The sequence below is a fragment of the Bacillus sp. NMCC46 genome (assembly GCF_002998465.1).
GTDB lineage: Bacteria > Bacillota > Bacilli > Bacillales > Bacillaceae > Bacillus.
In genome coordinates, this window is the sequence record NZ_PVQZ01000002.1 from 206,592 (window position 1) to 223,872 (window position 17,281).

The following is a 17,281-nucleotide window of genomic DNA, read 5'->3' on the forward strand; positions in this document are numbered from 1 at the left end:
TCCGCTTAATTTGATGTACAGATGGCAAGTGCAATTGAATAAAGCTTACTTTCGGCTGTATCCGACCGGCTTGTTAAGGCAATCGGCGCCTTCGCTCCTGCCACCACAGCTCCCACCTTTGCATGTGCAAAGTAGATGAGAGATTTATAAAGAATGTTCCCTGCTTCAATCGTTGGCACAAGCAAAATATCTGCATGACCGGCGACATCACTTGTAATATTTTTATGAGAAGCTGCCGTTTGAGAAATGGCATTGTCTAAAGCAAGAGGCCCGTCAATGAGGCAGCCAGAAATTTGACCTCGCCTATTCATTTGTGCCAGACTTGCCGCTGTCAAAGTTGAATCCATTGCCGGGTTCACGACCTCTACCGCAGATAACACTGCCACCTTTGGCATGTCGTTTCCGACAGCTTGTGCTACTTGAACAGCATTGATCGTGATCTCTTTGAGCATATTTAAATCGGGCGCGATGTTCATCGCAGAATCCGTGACATAAATAAAACGATCAAAGCCCGGCACTTCGAATGCCGCGACATGTGATAGGACACTCGCTGTCCGCAGCCCGTACTCTTTATTCAGTACCGCTTTTAAAAGAACGGCTGTCGGGACATGCCCCTTCATCAATATATCTGCATGCTTCTCACTCACTGCCTGCACGGCAATTTTGGCTGATTCTTCAGGAGAATCCGAATGAATAATATCTATCCAGTCCTCATTGATCTCATGCTGTTTCACCAGCTCCTTCAGGTTGCGTTTGTTCCCAACCAGCAGGAAGCGAGCGACCTTTCGTTCAATTGCCATCTTGATGGCATGAAGCACTTCTTCGTCTTCTGCATGAGCCACAGCAGCAGTTTTATTTTGCAGCTGGGCGGCTTTCATAATCAGATCGTCAAGCTTCATATATGTCCACCTTTCCTTATGCTCGGTTCATGGTTTTCATATGCAAGTTCTGTGCCAGCTTGAAATGCAGCGACATAAGACATTTCGCATGAAATACATGCAATTTTTTGCAGGTAACATGCATTTTATTGCATGCTATCTTTTGCAAGTTGATATTTATCCATTTTATAGTAAAGGTTTCGAATGCTAATCCCTAACGTTTTCGCTGTTTTCGTGCGGTTGAATTGATGCTTTTCAAGGGTTTGTTTAATCAGCTGCGCTTCAAATGCCTCAACAGCATCCGAAAGTGTCTCTCCCTCAAATTGACTGACAGCCAGTTCCTGCTGCTCTTTTTCTTCCTGCTCTTCTGACTCCATGAAGGAAATATGATCTTCATCGATCCATTCTTCTTGCGGGTTCAAAAAGATCATGGCTCGTCCAAGGACATTTTCCAGTTCTCTTACGTTTCCAGGCCAGCTGTAGGATCGAAGTCTATCGAGCGCCCCTTCCGTTAAGCCGCTCACATTTCGTCCATAGTCTAAATTGATCTTCTGGATGAGACGTTTGCTTAAGGAGTCAATATCTTCAAGGCGCTGCCTTAGCGGCGGAATAGAGATCGGATATCTGTTCATGCGATAATATAAGTCCTCTCTGAATTTTCCTTCCGCCATCGCTTTTTCAATATTGACATTTGTTGCGGTGATCACACGTACATCAACAGGGATGGCTTTAGTTCCGCCTACTCTGACAATTTCTTTCTCCTGCATGACGCGTAATAATTTCGCTTGTGTACTTGGCGTCATTTCACCAATTTCATCCAAAAAAATACTGCCGTGATTTGCCTCTTCAAACAGCCCTTTTTTACCGCCGCGCCTTGCACCAGAAAACGCTCCTTCCTCGTAGCCAAAAAGCTCTGACTCTAAAAGGGTTTCCGATAAGGCCGCACAGTTGACTCTTACAAAGCGATTATATTTCCGGTCACTTTCATTGTGTATAGCGTGCGCGAACAGCTCTTTCCCAGTACCTGATTCTCCCCTGAGTAAAATGGTGGCTGGTGTTTTTGCCCCTAGCTTTGCCTGCTCAAGTGCCACAAGCATTTGCTCACTTTCTCCAATAATGTCTTCAAAAGTGTACTTTGCTTCAAGTGTACGGATGAGCTGTCTTGCTTTATTCAATTCATTGGTGAGTGATTGAATTTCTGATACGTCATGAATGACGCCGACACTGCCTTTTAGAATGCCATCAACGATCACTGGCGCTACGTTGACGATCACATCCTTCTTATTTGGTCCGACTTTCATTCTAACGCCTCGAACCGGCCTTCTCGTTTCAAGCACCTTCAAATGCATGCTTTCGCCTTCAGAAATATCCGCACCTGCTGGTTTGCCCACAACTTCTTTGTCTGTTAACCCCGTCATTTTCGTGTAAGCTCGGTTGATTAAAATTCCTTTCCCCTGCTCATCTACGACGGATATCGCTTCATCCGATGATTGAATAATGGCCTCAAGCATTGTCCGCACTTCTTTGAGGTTTGTGACTTCCTCCGCAAGCTCCACCGCATCTGTAATATCTTTGAAGATCGATAAAGCGCCCAGCATTCTTCCTGCGTCATCAATAATTGGCAAACGCGTTGTGACAATTTGTATTTGCTGATTCAGAAATTGTTTTTGATTAAATTCAGGCTCCCTCGATCTTAAAATATCGGGAAGCTTTGTGTTTGGAATGACTTCACGTATGTGACGGCCAATCGCATCTTTTTGCGAACATCCAACCATTTTGGCAGCCGACCGATTAAATAGGACGACTTCTTCATCCATATTAATAAAAATCATGCCATCGTTCGTTGCATTAAAAATGCGGTCATGTTTATAGGTTTGTTCCTTTAATATTTGAATGAGCTGATGCTTTTCTGACATTAATTCTGATATGACGTATGCCATCGAACTCGGAACAATGACAGCATGCTCTCGTTTTTCTTTCATCAGTTCTTTAAGCACAGCTGAACTGCCCGTTGTTTCAATGATGATATCAATGTCATCTTTTATGTATTCTTTCCAATCCGTTGTCGTATCGATTCCATTCTTTTTCGCTTCTACCATCCCCGGTGCCCCAAGATCAAGGTCGGCGATCGCAACGATTTGAATCATATTTGTTTTCAGCAATGTTTCAAGCAATATTGATCCACCGTGTCCTGCACCGACAATCAAGACTCTCTGCATCCCGTTACCCCTTTATATGAAAAAATTTGCACACCATATTTTTCCGTTGCAAAAAATTGCACAACTCTTATATTACCACGTTTTCCTTTCTTGACAAAATATTTTTTGAATTAGACAATGGAAGTAAATGACGTTTAAGGGGACATTTGATGGGGAGAATACTTGCATTAGTGATTATTTTAATACCTGGCGCGCTTGCTGCACTTGGGATTAAGCTGCTGCGTGACACGGTTTTCGGCATCATCATTGCACCATTTCCATTTTTATGGCTGCAAGGAATTGCAGGGTTATTATTTTTAGGAGGAGGTCTTTATGTAGTCGCTGGCTTTATTTTATATAGAGACCGCAAACGCAATAAAGTGACCACCCGCTTTAAGCAGAGATAGACATGAAAAAAGACCCGCTTCTGATAGCAGGTCTTTATTTCATTTCTTCTCTTATTTTGACGGCTCTGTCAGGAAAATCAGTGAAAATTCCATCGACACCTAAGGAAAACATGCTTTTCATCTGCTTTTCACTGTTTACCGTAAACGGCCTGATCACTTGCTGAGCGGCACGGAGAGCCGACACGACTTCTTTTGTCACCCCTGCGCCCTTTATATTCGGATGATAACCTCTTGCAGGCACTGTTTTTAAGTACATCTCCGGCTGATGAATCACATCCATTGTGAGAACAGCAAGCTCAACATGCGGCATCAGCTTGTGAAAAAGAGCTAAACTCCCATGATGAAACGATGAGACAAGTACACGATCTTCTATTTGAAAGTGTTCAATTTGCTCCTTTACTTTCTCTTCAATACCAGGATATCGATAAATGGAATTTTTCAGTTCAATATTGATGATGAGTGATGATTGCTGCGTCACTAGCTCCAATACTTCGTCTAAAAGAGGAATGGATACAGCACCAGTTTCTTCATAGAAAGAATGACTCGCATCTCCTGCTTTTAACTCTTCATATGTATGGTCTTTCACTAATCCCTTCATATTCGTTGTTCTGTTCAGCTTCTCATCGTGAATGACAGCAAGCTTGCCATCTTTCGTCAGCTGAACATCGAGCTCAATTCCGTCAGCTCCAGAATGGAGTGCTTGCTCAAAGGCTATCATGGTATTTTCAGGGTAGATTCCTTTAAAACCTCGGTGTGCAAAAATTTTCGTCATAGGTCACCTCTAAGTATGATGCTTCCTTTCATTATGACGTGTCTCTTTTCATTTTTCCAGTTTGAGCACATAAAAAACCTCTTCTGATTAGTACGAAGAGGCTCACAGATAAATTCGATCACGTAATCGCTCTGATGGCTTGCTCTGTCGTCTCTGCGTCAAGAGCAAAAAGGGAAGAAACAACTGCGACTGCTGTAACGACGGTTACACCTAACAACAACTTTTTCATAAGATAACCTCCACTTTCTTTTGAAGTATTTGTGCATCGAATTTCTTTTCAAGAAAACGAATGGCGTTTTGATAGTCATTTCGTTCCTTGAAGTATTTCGATATTTGTTCAGACAAATCCTCAAGCTCCACATATAATCTATTTTTTTCTATGTAGTCTAATTTTTCAGAGAATACGTCTGCTGCTCCACTATTTTCGCACATCAAATCCAAAATTTCAAATTTTACTATATATTCATTATTTTGGATATCACAGCTATACTGAATACCCTCTTTAATATATTCCTTCGCCTCTTGATCTCCTAGATGAACCAAGGCATTTGCCAGAACATATAAAGATTGGATGTAATAATGGCTATTGTCACGGTGAATTTGAATGCCCATCCCTTTTTTGGCATATTGTGCGCTTTTTTCATAATCAGGCTTCGCATAATAAAGAACGGCTAAATTGTGATAGCATTTCCCAATCAGCACTTCATTGTTAATGCGTTTACTTTTCTCAAGTGCTTCTTGGTATTTTTCTTCTGCCTCTTCAAATTGAAACAAATCAATACAATTACTTGCATGTAAAATCAAACTGTCAATCGCCTGCGCTGTATACTCTTCATGCGCTTTGAACGTATCGATGGCTTTTTTGATATGATTAATGGATATGAAATTTTGTTTCAGTTCGTAATAGATTGAAGCAACCTTATGGTGAAAAGTTCCTACTTCCAGGTCTTCATTCACACGTTTTAGGCGCTGTTCTGCAATTTTATAAAAACTGATGGCTTCATCATACTTTTTCACATATGCAGCATATTGGCCTTTGTAAAAGTAAAAATAAAAATTAATAATGTCATCTGCTTTCTCATCGAGCGTTCCGACACTCTTCATAATGTGATTGGCTTTTTCAATATTTCCAAGTAACATTTCATGTCTGCCATTAACAAGCTGATAATAAAGGAGAACTTCACGGTCTTCATCTGTATTTTTTAGCAAATTCTGAATTTTCTCTTTATAGACAGCAGATTTTTCTAGGTCATTCTGAGAAATGACCCTCGTCCACTTGCTAATTTCGTTCGCTACCTCAGCAGAGTGGATTTTCAGCTTTCCCATAACCTCACCCTCTTCTTCTCATTATTATAGCATAGTAAAAGAATGTGAAAATTATTAAATTCGACAATGGGAATATTCAGTTCAAATGGCACAATCTCTAAGAAGCCAGTGACTTTAAAACGCCAACCAATCAGGTCAATAGAAATAGAACTTTCGATCCCATTTGCTTTATTTACCAAATCCATCAGACCTTTTCCTCTCATCCTTTTCCTTACGAATGAGCTTTTTCTTCTTCTATTTGAAGACCAAACAATTGATTGGCGTAGCTGATTATCACTAATTTATGTCATCCCCATTTCTTTCATGCTTTATTTTTCATTTTATTCCGAAAATAAAGCAAGCCGAGTTTGTCCAAATGATTGTATCAATACGACCAATTTTTGACAATGTTTTTTCAAAATAAAAAAACGCCTCTTTGAAGAAACGTTTTTTTATGAAAATGAACTAGCTAGCTCTATGCTCTAAGCGCAGACGATCAGCTACCATCGCGATAAATTCAGAATTGGTTGGTTTCGCTTTAGACATGCTGACTGTATAACCAAAGAGTGAAGAAATGGAATCGATGTTTCCTCTGCTCCAAGCAACTTCAATCGCATGGCGAATCGCTCGTTCTACCCTGCTGGCAGTCGTGTTAAATTTCTTCGCGATGTCTGGGTACAACACTTTTGTGATGCTTCCGAGAAGCTCAATGTCATTGTACACCATCGAAATCGCTTCTCTTAAGTATAAATATCCTTTAATATGAGCGGGTACGCCAATCTCATGAATAATCGTCGTAATGCTCGCATCTAAGTTTTTACGTTTCGGTTCAGGTTTGTTCCGAAGGACACTGTTTTGGATAGATGAAGATCGATGGGTGACTTGTGTGCCGTTTCCACTGACTTGACGAATATGACCGACTAGGTTTTCCATATCAAATGGCTTTAAGATGAAATAGGATGCGCCCAAATCAACTGCTTTTTTCGTGACATCTTCTTGACCGAACGCCGTTAGCATAATCACACTTGGCTGTTTGGTCATGTCATTGTTTTCACGGAGGCGCTCCAGTACAGCAAGACCGTCTAAATGAGGCATGATAATATCTAAGAGGAGAACGTCGGGCTCTTTATCTTTAAATAATGTCAGACATTCCTGGCCATTATACGCCACGCCAAGTACTTCCATATCTTCCTGTCCCTCAATATACTCTGTCAAAAGGCCAACAAGCTCTCGATTGTCATCAGCTACACACACTTTAATTTTCTCCACGTTCTTTCCTCCCCAATGTCGATTCCTTTAGTCTTTTGCATTTCTCTTCTGAGTGTTCAATTCGACAAAACCATGCTATCCCCTTTAAAAAACTTTAATTTTCCGAATAATAGAGCATTATCTAGCTTTTTCTACGTTTTTCTTAACGAATCGACGATTATTGCAATTTGACAACATGCTATTTTCCATTTTGTCGAAAAATCTCTTTTTCCTTATTTTATAACATGATGGCAGAGAAAGAAAGGGGAGAAAAAAACTGCCGGGAGATTCGCGGCAGTTTGATGATCAGCTTGCTTTTTTGTTTTTTTGATAAAGATCGATTCCTGCTTCTGACAGCATCCATTCAATGTGTACGCCGTACCCGCTTGTCGGATCATTGACAAATACGTGTGTGACCGCTCCAATGACCTTTCCGTTTTGGATGATGGGGCTTCCGCTCATGCCTTGGACGATACCGCCCGTTTTACTTAAAAGACGTTCATCTGTTATCTTCAATACCATCCCTTTTGTTGCCGGGAATTTCTGCGGTGTCGTGCTGACGATTTTAATATCAAACTTCTCCACTTTATCATGATCCACAACGGTTAAAATTTCTGCTGGACCTTCTTTTACTTCATTTGATAAAGCGACTGGAAGCGGTTTGTCTGATACATGATTTTCAAGCTTTTCGGTTAACGTACCAAAGATACCAAATGGGCTGTTGCGGGAGATATCCCCTATCGTTTTTCGTTCGGAAGAGAATCTCGCCAATTTTTCTCCAGGATTGCCTCCTGTGCCTTTTTCAATTGATGTCACGGTTGATCTGACAATTTCACCATTGTTGACAACGATTGGTTTTTTTGTATCCATGTCAGAAATCACATGCCCAAGGGCACCATATTTTTTAGAAGATGGTTCAAAGAAGGTCATCGTGCCGATTCCTGCTGCGGAATCTCGAATGTAAAGACCAATTCGATAGGTGCCTTCACTTGCATCTTTTGCGGGTGTTAATGTTGTTTGAAAGGTTTTATGGTCTCTTTTTATGAGTAAACGAAGCGTTTCACCTGTTTTTCCTGCTTTCTGGATAAATGGGGTGAGGTCATTCATTTTCTCCATCTTTTGACCATTGATTTCAATGATCATATCCCCTGATTGAATGCCTGCGGCTTCGCCTGGTGATTTTTTGCCGTCTGCTGTTGTGATTTGATGAAAACCTACAACGAGAACTCCTACTGAGTGGAGCTTGACGCCAATGGATTGTCCTCCAGGAACGACTTTTAATTCAGGGAGAACGTCGACTTTTGTTTTCTTAATAGGAAATCCTTTAAAATCATAAACAATTTCGGCTTTTCCCGCCTTTTGTCCTGTCACTTCAAGCTGATTCTTTTTCTCTGAAAGACTAAAGGCTTGTGAAGAAGCATTGGCTGACGCTTCTATTGATGTGTCAATTGAGTGCTTCTGTTTTTCAAATACAGCAACATTTGTTGGAATGCTGATGTATTCCTTCACTATGCTCATAAACCCTGTACTTATTAAAGAAACAAGGAGAATCACACCAATGGCTTTTCTCATCTTTTCGGGCATTCATTTTTCACTCTCCTCGCTCCTTACCCACACCAGAACACTCATGTTTTGGCTACATCTTTACTTTTGCCTTCTTCGCTAGGATTTATAACCGGCACCTATAGAAAATGATTGGATAAATTGATAAAAGAAAAAGACGATTTCGCGGGTATATACAGCGATTTTGACACAATATAAAAAAGGCAGCTGGTTTTTCAGCTACCCTGTTGTTTTGACATCATTTGCTTGATGCAGCAATTCTTTTGCGTGCTGTTTTGTCAGCTCAGTGACTTCCACACCCGCAATCATCCTGCCAATTTCACTCACTTTTTCTTCATGACTTAATGGTTTGACGCTCGTCAGTGTTCTGCCAGCTTTAGAGCGTTTAGAAATGAAGAGATGCGTGTCAGCCATTGCTGCTACTTGCGGGAGGTGCGTAATGCAGAGCACTTGTGAGCCAGCTGCTACTTTGTAAATTTTTTCGGCAATCGCCTGTGCCACTCTGCCGCTTACGCCCGTATCCACCTCATCGAAAATAATGGACGTGACTTCTTGTTTGGCTGAGAAAATACTTTTCACGGCGAGCATGACACGTGAAATTTCTCCACCCGAGGCTACTTTTGATAAAGATTTCATCGGTTCGCCTGTATTTGTAGAAATAACAAATTGTGCTTGGTCGATTCCGTTTTTTCCGAGCTGGACGGGCTTTCCATCTAGCAGCGGATAGTCCGTACTGCCAAAAGGCGCATACCGAATGGAAAAAGCTGTGTCAAACGATGACTTCTCCATATACAAATCCTTTAGTTCCGTTTGAATTTGCTTCGCTAGCTTTGTGGCCCATTTTTTACGAAGCTCCGAAACGTTGAGAGCTTCCAGCAAGGCATCACGGCTCATTGCATCCAGTTTGTTTTTAAGCGTCTGCAGGTGGCTATCTCGATTTTGAATTTGATCTATTTCTTCTTCTATCTTCGCCGCATACTCCAAAATTTCCTCAACCGTTGTCCCATATTTTCGTTTTAACTGCTTCATTTCATTCAGCCTAGATTCAATAAAATCAAGACGTGCTGGGTCGAACTCTAATTGATCCAACATGCTTCGCATTTGGAACGTCGAATCCTCTAATAAGTAATAGGAGTTCGACACTTGTTCGGATAGCTTTTTCAGATCGTCGTTGATCTCAGAAACCTGCTCGAGCTCGCTTGATGACATGCCAACCCAATCAAGTCCTCCCTGCTCATTGCGCAAGGCATTATATGCGTTTTGGAGTGAGGAAAAGATTTTTTCGTAGTTGCTGATCTGATGGCGCTCTTCTTGAAGCTTCTCATCTTCTCCCGGCTCTAATTGTGCCGCTTCAATCTCCTCTAGCTGAAATTGCAGTAAATCTAACCGGTGCACCATCTCTTGCTCATTCTCAGAGAGCTGTTTTAGCTTTTGGGCTGTCTTTGTATATTGCTCATATGCTTCTTGATATTGTGACAAAGCAGGTGCAATTTCTTCTGCTCCAAATTGATCGAGCAAATGCAGATGATTTTCATCCTCCATCAATAACTGGTTATCGTGCTGCCCATGTATATCGAGCAAAAGGCGTCCTACTTCGCGTAAAAGTGAGATCGTGACAAGTTTGCCATTGATGCGGCAGATGCTTTTTCCGTTATTGTTAATATCACGGCGAAGAATCATCATTTCATCCGATGCGTCAATTCCCTGCTCTTCGCATAAAGCAAATACAGGGTGATCGGCTGGCACAAGAAAAAGCCCCTCCAGTTCTGCCTTTTTTTCACCATAACGAACAAATTCAGACGACCCTCTCCCTCCTACAAGAAGTGAGACTGCGTCAATCATGATGGATTTTCCAGCACCTGTTTCCCCTGTTAGGACTGTGAGTCCTTTTTCAAACGAAACCGTTAACTCTTCAATGATTGCAAAGTTTTTAATGGTTAGTTCTGCTAACACTCATTTGACACCTCTTTTTGTAAACCTGATTCTTTATAGCAGTTCTAAAATTTTGCTCGAAACTGTCTCCGTATCATCTGGTGTGCGGCAAATGATCAAAATGGTATCATCTCCGCAAATGGTTCCCATGATTTCTTCCCAATCTAAATTATCCATTAAAGCCCCAATGGCCTGAGCATTACCGGGCATGGTTTTGAGGACGATTAAATGACTGGCAGCATCCATTTTGATAAATGCATCCATTAAGGATCGCTTCAGTTTAGACAGCGGGTTAAACCGCTGATCCGCAGGAAGACTGTATTTATATGTTCCATTGTTCGTCGGCACTTTCACTAAATGCAATTCTTTAATATCTCTTGAAACGGTCGCTTGTGTGATGTTATATCCATCGGCTTTTAAAATATCGACTAGTTCATCCTGTGTTTCAATCTCTTGGCCCGCAATGATTTCTCTAATCTTAATATGTCTTTGACCTTTATTCATGTTTGACCCCCCTAGGCGTTTGATCTCAGTTTGTCTTTACGTTCTATGTTATATGAACCACAGTTCAAAAAACAAGCATTACGTGAGAAACGGTCAATTCTCGTCTTTTGACCATGTAAAAAGGAATAATAGCGAGCTATTATTCCTTTTGTTTCGATGATCTCATGTGTCAGCCGGCTCAGGGCTGTTTTTCTTTTCTTTCAATACCGAATGGGCTTCCTTGACGACCTTTTCAAGCTCTGAAGCCGGAAGTGCCGCATTCTCTTCTTGATCGGGATGAAGCACTAAATGAAGAAGGAACTCAATATTCCCGTCTCCACCAGTAATAGGCGAAAATGATACATCCTTTACATCATAGCCTTCTTTTGCAGCAAATTGATTCATCTCTTCGAGTACACCAAGGTGGACAGACGGATCTCGCACAATGCCTTTTTTCCCAACAAGCTCTCTGCCTGCTTCAAATTGAGGCTTGACGAGTGCAATACAGTCTCCGCCCGGGACAAGAATGTGCTTTAAAGCCGGCAGGATGAGTTTAAGTGAAATAAAAGAGACATCAATTGATGCTACTTCTGGCAACCCTTCAGTAAAATCTGCTGGGACGGAGTGACGGAAATTGGTGCGCTCCATGACGATTACCCTGTCATCCTGCCTTAATTTCCACGCAAGCTGATTGTAGCCAACATCAACAGCATATGATTTGACCGCTCCATTTTGAAGAGCACAATCTGTAAATCCGCCTGTTGATGAACCAATATCAATTAGCAATTTCCCTTCAACGGTTAAGTCGAATTCTTTTAGTGCTTTTTCGAGCTTTAACCCGCCGCGGCTCACATATTTCAGAGGGTTCCCCTTCACAGTGAGCGGAGTATCACGAGCGATTTTCTCACCTGGTTTATCCAAACGGTTTTCATTTGAGTAAACGATTCCTGCCATGATGGCACGCTTTGCTTTCTCTCTCGTTTCCATTAGTCCTTGTTCGACTAATAAAACGTCAAGTCGTTCTTTCTTTGATGTCATGATCCAATTCCTTTTCTTGGTGCTGCGGGAAGCAGGTCACGTAAAGTGTCAGCAACCTGTGCCTTCGTCAGACCAATTTCTTCAAGCAGGGCATCAACACTTCCATGCTCAATAAATTCATCTGGAATGCCCATACGTTCTACTTTGATATGTGAAGCTTTCTTATCGTGTATATATTCTAAGACGCTGCTGCCAAATCCGCCTTGGAGCACTGCTTCTTCAATCGTTAAAATCGGAATGCCTTCAGAAAGGATGTCATTTAACATCGCTTCATCAAGGGGCTTAATAAACCGAGCGTTGACGACACGAATCGATTTCCCTTCTTTTTGAAGTTCTTCTGCTGCTTGGAGCGCCATTTTAATCGTCGTACCAAATGTTAAAATCACGGCATCCTTCCCTGGACGAAGAACCTCCCAGGACCCAATCGGAATGGTTTTCAGCTGTTCATCCATTTTGACACCCAGCCCATTACCGCGCGGGAAGCGCATAGCAATAGGACCGTCATCGTACTGAATGGCTGTATTGACCATGTGCTGTCCTTCATTTTCATCTTTTGGCATCATAAGTACCATATTCGGCATATGACGCATAAAGGCAATATCAAACACACCTTGATGGGTTTCTCCATCTGCACCGACAAGTCCCGCACGATCAATGCCAATAAATACGTTGAGGTTCTGACGGCAAATATCGTGCAGCACTTGGTCATAGGCTCTTTGCAGGAACGTTGAATAAATCGCTAAAAATGGCTTCATGTCCTGCGTCGCAAGCCCAGCTGCCATTGTGGCTGCATGCTGCTCGGCAATTCCTACATCAAACATCCGCTCTGGAAATTCCTTCGCAAAGCCTTCAAGCTTTGAACCAACAGGCATCGCAGGCGTGATCGCAACAATCCGCTCATCTTCCCGTGCCAGCTTTCTGACCGTTTCACTGACGAGACCACTCCAAGACGGAGCTGCTGCTGCCGGTTTTACAAAATCACCGGTATCGATTTTGTATGGACCCGTACCGTGCCAAGTCCCGATTTTATCGGATTCTGCCGGCTGGTAGCCTTTTCCTTTTTTCGTGATGACATGCAGAAGAACTGGACCTTTTGTTTTCTTTGCATATTCAAGATTTTCAAAAAGATCTTCATACGAATGTCCATCGACAGGACCTAAGTAAGTAAATCCCATTTCCTCAAAAAACATGCCAGATACAAGTAAATATTTGAGGCTGTCTTTGATCCGCTCTGCTGTAGCAGCAAGCTTTCCGCCTACGGCTGGAATGCGCTTGAATAAATATTCGAGTTCGTCCTTTACCCATTGGTATTTGCCAGCTGTGCGCAATCTGCCAAGCATTGTGTGAATCGCACCGACGTTTGGTGCGATACTCATTTCATTGTCGTTTAGGATCACTATCATATCTTTCTTTTCATCACCGATATGATTCAAGGCTTCTAGCGCCATACCTCCGGTTAGTGCGCCGTCTCCGATAATAGGCAGAATATATTCATCTGTCCCTTTGATATCCCGCGCTGCCGCCATACCCATCGCGCCAGATAACGAGGTGGAACTGTGACCTGTCTCCCAAACATCATGCTCGCTTTCATTTCGTTTAGGAAAACCGCAAAGCCCTTTATATTGACGAAGTGTATCAAACTCCGCCCCTCTTCCCGTTAACAGCTTATGAACGTAAGACTGATGTCCAACATCCCAGAGAAATTTGTCTTTTGGGCTGTCAAATACTTTATGAAGCGCAACAGTCAGTTCAACGACTCCCAGGTTCGGACCGATATGCCCGCCAGAGTTAGCTAAGGACTCAATTAAAAACATGCGAATGTCAGCACTAAGCTCCTCTAATTCTGCATTTGACATTCCTTTTAGAAACGTTGGATTTTTTATTGATAAAAGATCCAATTAGGATCAACTCGCTTTCAACAAAATTTCTATATACATATATAATGCCTTATTCCTTTGAAAACCAATGCGGAATAAGAGTTGTCTCATCATGATAAACTGTTTACAGTTTACCACAATTGCTCGAGGACCCTCAAATCTAGGCTGTTTTTAATGATCTCTTGAGGCAATCAGATCACATAAATCATGCAGCAATTGCTGCTCTAATTGAAGATTTGAGACAATTTCTTTTGCACGTGTGATGTGCTCATGCAGTTTTTCTTTTGCTCCTGAAAGCGTTAATAAAGAAGGATATGTCGACTTTTCATTTGCTGTATCAGAGCCGACCCGTTTTCCGATTTTCTCTTCGCTTCCTTCGAGATCTAAAATGTCATCACGGATTTGAAACGCAATGCCAATATGATAGCTGAATTCCCTTAGCTTTTCGATATCGTCATCTGATGCTCCTGCCAGCATTGCACCTGCTGCGACGCTGAACGTAAGAAGCTTTCCTGTTTTACGGGCGTGAATGGATTCGAGTTCAGCAAGCGATACTTGTTTTTGCTCTGCTTCCATGTCGTCAAATTGACCGCCAACCATTCCTAGTGCACCTGCTGACTTTACAAGCTCATCCACAATTCTGAGCTTTTTGTCAGCTGAGACGCTGCTAGACAGCTGTGATGTAATCAGGCGGAAGCTTTCTGTTAAAAGGGCATCACCTGCGAGAACCGCTGTTGCTTCTCCGTACACTTTATGATTTGTCGGTATTCCTCTGCGAAGGTCATCGTCGTCCATGCAAGGAAGGTCGTCATGTATCAATGAATACGTATGAATCATCTCAACTGCACAGCCGACAGGTATACCGTCTTCTTCGTTTTTACCGTAGGCATGTAATAGAGCAAGAACGAGAACAGGTCGAAGCCTTTTCCCGCCCGCTTTAAGAGAATAGAGCATAGAAGATTTCAGGTCTTCTGGAATCGTCAATTCCTGAACATATGTAAATAAATAATCTTCAATGACCTGTTTTCGTGTTGTTAAAAATTCATTTAAATTACTTGTCACCAGCATCTGCCTCCTTCACTGAGAAGGGAGCCAGCTCACCGTCCTCTTTTAAAATGAAATCCATTTGCTTTTCAACATGCTGTAATTTTTCATGACAAAGCTTCGAAAGGGTCATGCCTTCTTGGAAATAATGAATGGCCTGTTCAAGTGGTACATCTCCTTCTTCGAGCTTTCCCACAATCTCCTCAAGACCTTTCATCGCCTCTTCAAATGTCATTTGTTCTTCTTTTTGTTTATTGGATTCTGTCATGATGATTGCCCCTCCTTCTCAATAACCTCACAAATCAGACGTCCATCCTTCATCGTGATGGTCAGCTGATCTTTCGTCTCTACTTGGTTCACACTTTTTATCAGTTCATCTTCTTTATAGGCTAAACTGTAGCCTCTTTCCATCACTTGAAGTGGATTTAATGCATTTAGTTTACCAAGAACCGATTGGAACTGCGAATGAATTGTTTTCATTTGCACATTCATGCTGCGGATGAGCTGTTCTGTTTCATTGGCGTGGCGTTTTTTCGCCTGAAGCAGCTGCTCTTTAGGATGAAGCGGCTTCAGCCTGTAAGTCTGGCGGTCTAGTTGACTGCGCTTTTGCTCAATTTGTCTCGTCAGCTGTTTTTGAAAACGGTCAAATACCAAATCGAATTGCTGCTCTTTTTGCTCCTGTAATCGTTTTGGAAAACGGAAGGCATAAGAGGATTGCAGCGCCACAAGACGGTCCTTCGCTTGTGAGGTTCGATTCTTTACGGCTCTTGTTAGCCGTATATCGATTGATTTGATTCGTTCAATTAAATCGGTCGTGCTTGGAACAGCTAACTCGGCTGCTCCTGTTGGTGTGGGTGCTCTCATGTCTGCAGTGAAATCACTGATCGTAAAGTCTGTTTCGTGCCCAACTGCAGATATGATTGGAATGTCTGATGCGAAGATAGCCCTTGCGACAGCTTCTTCATTAAAGGCCCAAAGTTCTTCAATCGAACCGCCTCCTCTTCCGACAATCAAGACATCACAGAGCTGTTTTTCATTTGCTTCCTGGATCCGTTCTACGATTGAACGGGTCGCATGTTCACCTTGAACGAGCGCCGGAAGCACAATGATTTTCGCCTGTTGATAGCGCCGATTGATGGTCGTAATGACATCTCGAACAGCTGCTCCTGTTGGAGACGTAATCACACCAACAACTTCTGGATATTCAGGAATTGTTTTTTTATAGCGCGCATCAAATAAGCCTTCACTTGCCAGCTTTTTCTTCAGCTCTTCATAAGCAAGATGAAGAGCACCAACACCATCAGGCTGCATTTCTTTTGCATATAATTGATAATTTCCGCTTGGTTCATATACTTGAATCCCGCCGCGTACAAACACCTTCATTCCGCTCTTAGGTGAAAAAGGCAGCTTAGACGCAGAGCGCTGGAACATGACAGCTTGCATGCGTGCGTTTTCGTCTTTTAAGGTGAAGTACACATGTCCTCTTGAATGAATCTTTACATTGGATAGCTCACCTTTGATCCAAATATCTTCTAAATGCGGATCAACATCAAATTTTCTTTTTATGTATTTTGTAAGGGCTGTGACCGTCACAAAGACTTTTTCACTCATGACGTATTCCTCCTCTTCAAAAACGCACATTCATCCACCAGCAGCATGCAGGTGGATGAATGGATAAAGCTTATGCTAATGTACGTTTTGCTGATTTAACCGTATTATGTGCAAGCATCGTAATCGTCATTGGACCGACTCCGCCAGGGACTGGTGTGATATAAGAAGCTTTTTCTTTTGCCTCTTCAAAATCAACATCTCCAACAAGCTTCCCAGAATCCAAACGATTGACTCCTACATCGATAACAATAGCGCCTTCTTTAATTTGGTCAGCTTTAATAAAGTTTGCTCGACCGACGGCAACAACTAAAATGTCCGCTTTTAACGTATGTTCTGAAATATTCGCTGTTCTTGAATGGCAGTAAGTAACCGTTGCGTTTTCGTTTAACAGCAATTGCCCTACTGGTTTACCGACAATATTGCTGCGTCCGACAACAACGACTTCTTTTCCAGAAAGATTAACACCCGTTTTGTTTAGTAATTCAACAATACCTGCTGGTGTACATGGAAGGAATGTGTCCTCCCCAAGCAGCATTTTCCCGATATTCAATGGATGGAAACCATCAACATCTTTTTCAGGTGAAATACGTTCAATAACGGCTTTTTCAGAAATATGTTTTGGCAGTGGAAGCTGAACAAGAATCCCGTGGAATTGGTCGTTTGCATTGTACTGATCAATCAGCTGAAGCAATTCTTCTTCTGTTAAAGAAGCTTCTAAATGATCAAGCTGGAAATGCATCCCCATTGCTTCTGCTGCTTTCTTCTTCCCGCGTACGTAAGAAAGTGAAGCCGGATCATCACCGATTAGAATAACGGCAAGACCAGGTGTGACACCTTTTTGTTTTAGCTCTTCTACTTCTTTTGCTAATTGCTCACGCTTTTCTTTTGCTGTTTCTTTCCCATCGATGATTGTTGCTGTCATGTC

15 protein-coding genes are annotated in these 17,281 nt (G+C 42.1%); 1 reads left to right on the forward strand and 14 read right to left on the reverse strand.

All coding sequences use genetic code 11. From position 1 onward, the window contains the following. Positions 1–5: 5 nt before the first annotated feature. Both yqiS and C6Y01_RS06620 read right to left on the reverse strand, forming a co-directional pair. The gene (yqiS, locus tag C6Y01_RS06615) at positions 6–899 is read right to left on the reverse strand and encodes a phosphate butyryltransferase (RefSeq protein ID WP_034661238.1); all 894 of its coding nucleotides are present in this window, start codon (positions 897–899) and stop codon (positions 6–8) included. Positions 900–1,024: 125 nt separating this feature from the next. Continuing rightward, positions 1,025–3,097, reverse strand: a complete 2,073-nt coding sequence (locus C6Y01_RS06620; RefSeq protein WP_034661239.1) for a sigma-54 interaction domain-containing protein — start codon at positions 3,095–3,097, stop codon at positions 1,025–1,027. Between the two features lie 149 nt (positions 3,098–3,246). On the opposite strand from C6Y01_RS06620, the gene C6Y01_RS06625 reads away from it, so the two are divergent. After that, a complete protein-coding gene (locus C6Y01_RS06625) occupies positions 3,247–3,483 on the forward strand; it encodes a DUF2627 domain-containing protein (RefSeq protein ID WP_034661240.1) in 237 nt (78 codons plus the stop codon). A 34-nt stretch (positions 3,484–3,517) separates the two neighbouring features. Here C6Y01_RS06625 and C6Y01_RS06630 read toward each other — a convergent pair whose 3' ends face one another. The 12 genes from C6Y01_RS06630 to folD form a co-directional block, all read right to left on the reverse strand. Beyond that, positions 3,518–4,255, reverse strand: coding sequence for a glycerophosphodiester phosphodiesterase (locus C6Y01_RS06630; protein WP_034661241.1), 738 nt, complete (start codon positions 4,253–4,255; stop codon positions 3,518–3,520). Positions 4,256–4,480: 225 nt separating this feature from the next. Then, positions 4,481–5,581 carry a Rap family tetratricopeptide repeat protein gene (locus C6Y01_RS06635; protein ID WP_066030680.1) on the reverse strand — a complete coding sequence of 367 codons (1,101 nt, stop codon included), beginning with the start codon at positions 5,579–5,581 and terminating at the stop codon, positions 4,481–4,483. 444 nt (positions 5,582–6,025) lie between these two features. Then, positions 6,026–6,829, reverse strand: coding sequence for a sporulation transcription factor Spo0A (spo0A, locus tag C6Y01_RS06645; protein ID WP_012010520.1), 804 nt, complete (start codon positions 6,827–6,829; stop codon positions 6,026–6,028). 285 nt (positions 6,830–7,114) lie between these two features. Next, complete coding sequence (gene spoIVB / locus C6Y01_RS06650) at positions 7,115–8,392, reverse strand: SpoIVB peptidase (protein ID WP_034661244.1); 1,278 nt, start codon at positions 8,390–8,392, stop codon at positions 7,115–7,117. Positions 8,393–8,590: 198 nt separating this feature from the next. Continuing rightward, on the reverse strand, positions 8,591–10,324 hold the full coding sequence (gene recN / locus C6Y01_RS06655; protein WP_106037972.1) for a DNA repair protein RecN: 1,734 nt from the start codon (positions 10,322–10,324) through the stop codon (positions 8,591–8,593). Between the two features lie 33 nt (positions 10,325–10,357). Then, a complete protein-coding gene (gene ahrC / locus C6Y01_RS06660; protein ID WP_034661246.1) occupies positions 10,358–10,807 on the reverse strand; it encodes a transcriptional regulator AhrC/ArgR in 450 nt (149 codons plus the stop codon). Between the two features lie 162 nt (positions 10,808–10,969). After that, positions 10,970–11,824, reverse strand: a complete 855-nt coding sequence (locus C6Y01_RS06665) for a TlyA family RNA methyltransferase (RefSeq protein WP_034661248.1) — start codon at positions 11,822–11,824, stop codon at positions 10,970–10,972. Next, positions 11,821–13,722 carry a 1-deoxy-D-xylulose-5-phosphate synthase gene (gene dxs, locus C6Y01_RS06670; RefSeq protein ID WP_034661250.1) on the reverse strand — a complete coding sequence of 634 codons (1,902 nt, stop codon included), beginning with the start codon at positions 13,720–13,722 and terminating at the stop codon, positions 11,821–11,823. Before dxs ends, C6Y01_RS06665 begins: the two co-directional genes overlap by 4 nt. Before the next feature lie 150 nt (positions 13,723–13,872). Further along, positions 13,873–14,769 (reverse strand): polyprenyl synthetase family protein, encoded by an 897-nt coding sequence (locus tag C6Y01_RS06675; RefSeq protein ID WP_376745177.1) that lies wholly within the window; start codon positions 14,767–14,769, stop codon positions 13,873–13,875. Next, positions 14,753–15,013, reverse strand: coding sequence for an exodeoxyribonuclease VII small subunit (locus C6Y01_RS06680; RefSeq protein ID WP_003215880.1), 261 nt, complete (start codon positions 15,011–15,013; stop codon positions 14,753–14,755). The genes C6Y01_RS06675 and C6Y01_RS06680 overlap by 17 nt, the downstream gene beginning before the upstream one ends. Further along, on the reverse strand, positions 15,010–16,356 hold the full coding sequence (xseA, locus tag C6Y01_RS06685) for an exodeoxyribonuclease VII large subunit (RefSeq protein ID WP_106037974.1): 1,347 nt from the start codon (positions 16,354–16,356) through the stop codon (positions 15,010–15,012). Before xseA ends, C6Y01_RS06680 begins: the two co-directional genes overlap by 4 nt. 70 nt (positions 16,357–16,426) lie before the next feature. Further along, entirely contained in the window at positions 16,427–17,278 is an 852-nt protein-coding gene (gene folD, locus C6Y01_RS06690) for a bifunctional methylenetetrahydrofolate dehydrogenase/methenyltetrahydrofolate cyclohydrolase FolD (protein ID WP_034661254.1), read from the reverse strand. Between the last annotated feature and the right edge of the window lie 3 nt (positions 17,279–17,281).

Bases quoted from the DNA above. Each gene is read 5' to 3' on its own strand.
- yqiS (WP_034661238.1), bottom strand. From the start codon at position 899: ATGAAGCTTGACGATCTGATTATGAAAGCCGCCCAGCTGCAAAATAAA.
- C6Y01_RS06620 (WP_034661239.1), bottom strand. From the start codon at position 3,097: ATGCAGAGAGTCTTGATTGTCGGTGCAGGACACGGTGGATCAATATTG.
- C6Y01_RS06625 (WP_034661240.1), top strand. From the start codon at position 3,247: ATGGGGAGAATACTTGCATTAGTGATTATTTTAATACCTGGCGCGCTT.
- C6Y01_RS06630 (WP_034661241.1), bottom strand. From the start codon at position 4,255: ATGACGAAAATTTTTGCACACCGAGGTTTTAAAGGAATCTACCCTGAA.
- C6Y01_RS06635 (WP_066030680.1), bottom strand. From the start codon at position 5,581: ATGGGAAAGCTGAAAATCCACTCTGCTGAGGTAGCGAACGAAATTAGC.
- spoIVB (WP_034661244.1), bottom strand. From the start codon at position 8,392: ATGCCCGAAAAGATGAGAAAAGCCATTGGTGTGATTCTCCTTGTTTCT.
- ahrC (WP_034661246.1), bottom strand. From the start codon at position 10,807: ATGAATAAAGGTCAAAGACATATTAAGATTAGAGAAATCATTGCGGGC.
- C6Y01_RS06665 (WP_034661248.1), bottom strand. From the start codon at position 11,824: ATGACATCAAAGAAAGAACGACTTGACGTTTTATTAGTCGAACAAGGA.
- C6Y01_RS06675 (WP_376745177.1), bottom strand. From the start codon at position 14,769: ATGCTGGTGACAAGTAATTTAAATGAATTTTTAACAACACGAAAACAG.
- C6Y01_RS06680 (WP_003215880.1), bottom strand. From the start codon at position 15,013: ATGACAGAATCCAATAAACAAAAAGAAGAACAAATGACATTTGAAGAG.
- xseA (WP_106037974.1), bottom strand. From the start codon at position 16,356: ATGAGTGAAAAAGTCTTTGTGACGGTCACAGCCCTTACAAAATACATA.
- folD (WP_034661254.1), bottom strand. From the start codon at position 17,278: ATGACAGCAACAATCATCGATGGGAAAGAAACAGCAAAAGAAAAGCGT.